Source organism: Streptomyces sp. NPDC051987, assembly GCF_040680735.1.
Taxonomy (GTDB): Bacteria; Actinomycetota; Actinomycetes; order Streptomycetales; family Streptomycetaceae; genus Streptomyces.
Window position 1 is genome coordinate 1 of sequence record NZ_JBFAXI010000186.1, and the last position, 4177, is coordinate 4177.

Consider the following 4177-nt stretch of genomic DNA (forward strand, 5'->3'; position numbering starts at 1 on the left):
CGGCTGGCGAAAGTGTTCACCGCGAAGGTCGACGCGGCCTGGCATCTGCACGACCTGACCCGCGACCTCGACCTGGCCGCCTTCGTGCTGTACTCCTCGGCCGCCGGTGTCCTGGGCAACCCCGGCCAGGCCAACTACGCCGCCGCCAACGCCGCCCTGGACGCCCTCGCCGAGCACCGCCGCTCCCTCGGGCTCCCCGCCACCTCACTCGCCTGGGGCATGTGGTCCGACGGCATGGCCGCCACCCTGGACAGCACCTCGCTGCAGCGCAACAAACGGAACGGCATGCTCGGTCTGACCGGCGCCGACGGCCTGGCCCTGTTCGACACGGCGCTGGCCACCGGCGAGGCACTCCTCGTCCCGGCCCGCCTGAACCTGGCGGAGCTGCGGTCGCGCGCCTCGGACGGAGCGGGTGTCCCGTCGATCCTGCACGGTGTGGTCCGGCCGTCGGCCCGGCGCACCGCCACCGCCGCCACCGAGCCGGCGGGACAGTCCCTGGCGCAGCGGCTCGCCGACCGCACCCCTCAGGAACGCGGCGAACTGCTCCTGGACCTGGTTCGGGTGCAGGTGGCCGCCGTTCTCGGCGTGGCCAACCCGGCCACCGTCGACGCCGAACGCGCTTTCAGGGACATGGGCTTCGACTCGCTCACGGCGGTCGAGTTCCGCAACCGGCTCACCGAGGCCACCGGTGCGCGGCTGCCCGCCACCCTCGTCTTCGACCACCCGACGCCGGCCGCCCTCGTCGAACTCCTCGTGGAGCAGTTGCGGCCCGCGGAGGCCGAGACGGTCGAAGACCTCTCCGTCCTGGAGGAACTGGACCGCTTGGAGCGGGTGATGGCGGGCGGTCCGGCCGACGACGGGACCGACCGGGCGGAGCGGGCCCAGTTGGTCCTCCAACGGCTCAAGAACCTCACCGCTCTCTGGGAGAGCCTCCTCCCCGACGACTCGGGCGACCTCGACCTGGATTCCGTGACCGACGACGAAATGTTCACCCTCATCGACAACGAGCTCGGTCTGTCCTGAGCGGACGACGCCGGACGACACGGAGAACGAAAGGGACACAGAGACAGACATGAGCGACACGACCGAGACAAAGCTCCGCGACTACCTCAAGAAAACCCTCACGGACCTGCGCAAGGCCAACCACCGCCTGCGCGAGATCGAGGAACGGAAGCACGAGCCGATCGCCGTGGTCGCGATGGGGTGCCGGCTCCCCGGCGGGGTGAGCGGGCCCGAGGAACTGTGGCGGCTGGTCGCCGACGGCACTGACGCCGTCACCGAGTTCCCCACCGACCGAGGCTGGGACCTGGACACCCTCTTCGACGACGACCCCGACCATCCGGGGACTTCCTACGCCCGGCACGGCGGATTCCTGCACGACGCCGGCGAGTTCGACGCGGCCTTCTTCGGGATCTCCCCGCGCGAGGCCCTCGCCATGAACCCGCAGCAGCGCCTGCTGCTCGAGACCTCGTGGGAGACCTTCGAGCGCGCGGGCATCGCCCCGACCGGGCTGCGTGGGCAGAGCATCGGTGTGTTCGCTGGTGTCATGCACCACGACTACGCCCCCGTCGGACAGCGCATCCCGCCGTCCGTCGAAGGCATGCTCGGCATCGGCAACTCCGGCAGCGCCACCTCCGGCCGGGTCTCCTACACCTTCGGCCTGGAAGGCCCGGCCATCACCGTAGAGACGGCCTGCTCCTCGTCGCTGGTCGCCATCCACCTGGCCGTACGGTCCCTGCGCGACGGGGAGTGCTCGCTGGCCCTCGCAGGCGGTGTGGCCGTCATGGCCACCCCGGACGGGTTCGTCGAGTTCTCCCGCCAGCGCGGCCTGGCCAAGGACGGCCGGGCGAAGGCGTTCTCGTCCTCCGCCGATGGCACGAACTGGTCGGAAGGCGCTGGGCTGTTGCTCCTGGAGCGGCTGTCGGACGCGCGACGCAACGGGCACCCCGTGCTCGCGGTGGTGCGCGGTACGGCGGTCAACCAGGACGGTGCCTCCAACGGTCTGACCGCGCCCAACGGCCCCGCGCAGCAGCGGGTGATCCGGGCGGCCCTTGCCGACGCCCGGCTGTTCCCCACGGATGTCGACGCGGTGGAGGCGCACGGCACCGGCACGGCGCTGGGCGACCCGATCGAGGCCCAGGCCGTCATCGCCACCTACGGCCAGGACCGACCGGAGGACCGCCCGCTCTGGCTCGGCTCGCTCAAGTCCAACATCGGCCATGCGCAGGCCGCCGCCGGTGTCGCGGGTGTCATCAAGATGGTGATGGCACTGCGGTACGAGCAGTTGCCGAAGACGCTGCACGTGGCCGAGCCGACGCCGAAGGTGGACTGGTCGGAAGGGGCCGTCGAGCTGCTCACCGAGGCCCGTTCCTGGCCCCGGGAGGAGGGCCGTGCGCGGCGGGCGGGCGTGTCGTCGTTCGGTGTGAGCGGGACGAACGCGCATGTGGTGATCGAGGAGGCACCCGCCGAGGAACCGGCCGAGGAACCGGCCGAGGTCCACGTCGACTTCACCGGTCCGGTGCCGTTGGTGGTGTCCGCGCGTTCGGCGCAGGCGCTGAAGGCGCAGGCCGATCGCCTCGCCGAGCATCTGGAGACGGCCGGCGCCGATCTGCCGGATGTCGCGTACTCGCTCGCCACCACTCGCGCGGCCCTGGAGCACCGGGCTGTGGTCGTGGCCGCGGACCACGCCGAAGCGGTGACCGCGCTCCGGGCGGTGCCCGGTGACGTTCCGCCCGTCTCGTCGGGACGCCTGGCCGTGTTGTTCACCGGTCAGGGGGCACAGCGGGTGGGCATGGGCCGTGAGCTGTATGCCACGTATCCGGTGTTCGCCGAGGCGTTCGACGAGGTCGTAGCGGAGCTGGACCGGCATCTGCCCCGGTCGTTGAGGGCGGTGGTGTTCGAGGACGCCCCCGCATTGGATCGTACGGAGTTCACGCAGCCGGCGTTGTTCGCCATGGAGGTGGCGTTGTTCCGGCTGGTGCAGTCGTGGGGGCTGCGGCCGGATTTCGTGGCCGGGCATTCCATCGGTGAGCTGACGGCAGCGTATGTGTCCGGGGTCTGGTCGCTTTCCGACGCGGCCCGGCTGGTCACCGCACGCGGCAGACTGATGCAGGCACTGCCGGCCGGTGGCGCGATGGTCGCGGTGCAGGCGACGGAGGACGAGGTCCGGCCGCTGCTGGGCGACAACGTCGATATCGCGGCGGTCAACGGGCCGGAGTCCGTCGTCATCTCCGGCCAGGAGGACGCCGTGGCCCAGGTGGCCGGGACGCTGGCCGGACAGGGTCGCAAAACGAAGAAACTGACGGTCAGCCACGCCTTCCACTCACTGTTGATGGAGCCGATGCTGGACGAGTTCCGGCAGGTCGCCCAGGAGCTGACCTACCGGGAGCCACGTACTGCGGTCGTCTCCAACGTGACCGGGAAGATGGCCACAACCGAGGAGCTCACCTCCCCGGAGTACTGGGTCCGCCACGTCCGCGCAGCCGTCCGCTTCGCCGACGCGATTCCCGCCCTTCAGACAGAGGGCGTCACCGCGTTCCTGGAGCTGGGACCCACTGGTGTGCTCACGGCCCTGGGGCAGGAGTCCGCCACCGGCGACGCCCTCTTCGTGCCGTTCCAGCGCAAGGACCTCCCCGAGGCACGCGCCGCGGTGACCGCCGTGGGCCGGCTGCACAGCGCCGGGGTCCCCGCCGACCTGGCGGCGCTCGCGCCGGGCGGGCGGCGGGTGGAACTGCCGACCTACGCCTTCCAGCACGAGCGGTACTGGCTGCGCCCCGTTGAGACGCGCTCCGACGCCGACGCGCTGGGGCTCGCCCCGGCCGGCCATCCCTTCCTCGGGGCCATCATTCCGCTGCCGGAGTCGGGCGGGGTGCTGGCGACGGGTCTGCTGTCGGTGCGGTCGCATCCGTGGCTGGCGGACCACGTCGTCGCCGGGACGACCGTGGTCCCAGGGGCGGCGCTGGTGGAGATGGTGATGCGCGCCGGTGACGAGGTGGGCGCCGCAGCGGTCGAGGAGCTGGTGATCGAGGCTCCGCTGGTGCTGCCGGAGGGCGGAGCGGTGCGCGTCCAGGTGGTCGTCGGCAGCGCGGAGGACGGGCGGCGGTCGGTCGCCGTGTACTCCGCCGCCCAGGACGCCGGACCGGAGACACCATGGGCCCGGCACGTCACCGGCAGCCTC

At 71.7% G+C, this 4177-nt stretch carries 2 protein-coding genes; both read left to right on the plus strand.

Going from position 1 to position 4177, the window contains the following annotated elements; all coding sequences use genetic code 11:
* On the plus strand, positions 1-1023 hold a 1023-nt coding region (locus tag AB0M11_RS41080), incomplete at its 5' end, for a beta-ketoacyl reductase (protein WP_365714058.1).
* Between the two features lie 49 nt (positions 1024-1072).
* Positions 1073-4177: type I polyketide synthase (locus AB0M11_RS41085; protein WP_365714060.1), on the plus strand; the 3105-nt coding region annotated here is incomplete at its 3' end.